The 1,023-nt window shown below is 62.9% G+C and carries 1 protein-coding gene and 1 pseudogene; both read right to left on the bottom strand.

What is annotated here, in order from left to right; all coding sequences use genetic code 11:
* Positions 1-289: pseudogene (locus tag RT662_RS00420) on the bottom strand (glutamine synthetase); the annotation flags it as partial.
* A 25-nt stretch (positions 290-314) separates the two neighbouring features.
* The coding region (locus RT662_RS00415) for an aminotransferase class III-fold pyridoxal phosphate-dependent enzyme (protein WP_313668198.1) at positions 315-1,023 on the bottom strand (709 nt) is incomplete at its 5' end.

Below are 1,023 nucleotides of genomic sequence, written 5' to 3'. Positions count from 1 at the left end.
AGGCGGTGGGCGTCTTGAAACCCGGCGCCACGCACAGCGTCGTGGGATCAAGGCGCAACACCATGTCGGGATCGGTAAACGCCTCCACATGTTCATCGACATCGGCATATTGGCCGGTGATCGTCAGCGAGAAGATCGACGAAGGCAGGCGCAGCGCGTTGTTGCGGGAAAACTGCACCAGCTTGGCGGCCGGGAACACCTTGCCGCGCAGCACGCCGTTCATGTCGGGCACCAGGCATTCCACTTCGGAAATGCCCTTGTCGCGAACCCAGTCACCAATATCGGCCATGATGGCCTCCCTTAAAATTGTCGCATCACAGGGCGCGCAACGCCGGTTCGGCCTCGTCCAGCGCCGCGGCGATGATGTCCACCATCCGATCGATCTCGGCATGGCTGATGATCAGCGGCGGGCTCATCACGATCGAATCCTTCACGCCGCGCACCATCAAGCCCTTGGCGATGCAGATATCGCGTACCACGATTCCGGCCTTTCCGCCTCCACCAAAGCGCCTGTTGGTGCCCGGTTCGGCCACGATTTCCACGGCACCGATCAGGCCCAGGCTGCGCGCCTCGCCTACCAGCGGATGCCTGGACAGTTCAGCCAGCCGCTGTGCCAGATAGGGGCCGGTGTCTTCCCGCGTGCGGCGGACCAGATCTTCGCGTTCGATGATTTCCAGATTCTTCAGCGCCACCGCCGCCGCCGTGGGATGGCCGGAGTAGGTATAGCCGTGGACGAAATCATCCGGGTTGGACTTGATCGCCGCCACGATGAAATCGGCAACGCCCACCGCCGAAATCGGCAGATAGCCCGACGAAAGCCCCTTCGCCATCGTCACCAGATCGGGCGTGATGCCATAATGCTGGTGGCCGAACCATTGGCCGAGCCGGCCGAAACCGCAGATCACCTCGTCACAGCAGAGCAATATGCCATATTTGCGGCAGATGGCTTCGACGCGGGGCCAGTAGCCAGCGGGCGGGATGATGACGCCGCCAGCGCCCTGCACCGGCTCGCCAATGAAGGCC

This window comes from Sandarakinorhabdus sp. (assembly GCF_032115815.1).
GTDB lineage: Bacteria > Pseudomonadota > Alphaproteobacteria > Sphingomonadales > Sphingomonadaceae > Sandarakinorhabdus.
Note: the sequence above shows the minus strand (reverse complement) of the source record. Positions and strands in the feature narration are given on the sequence as shown.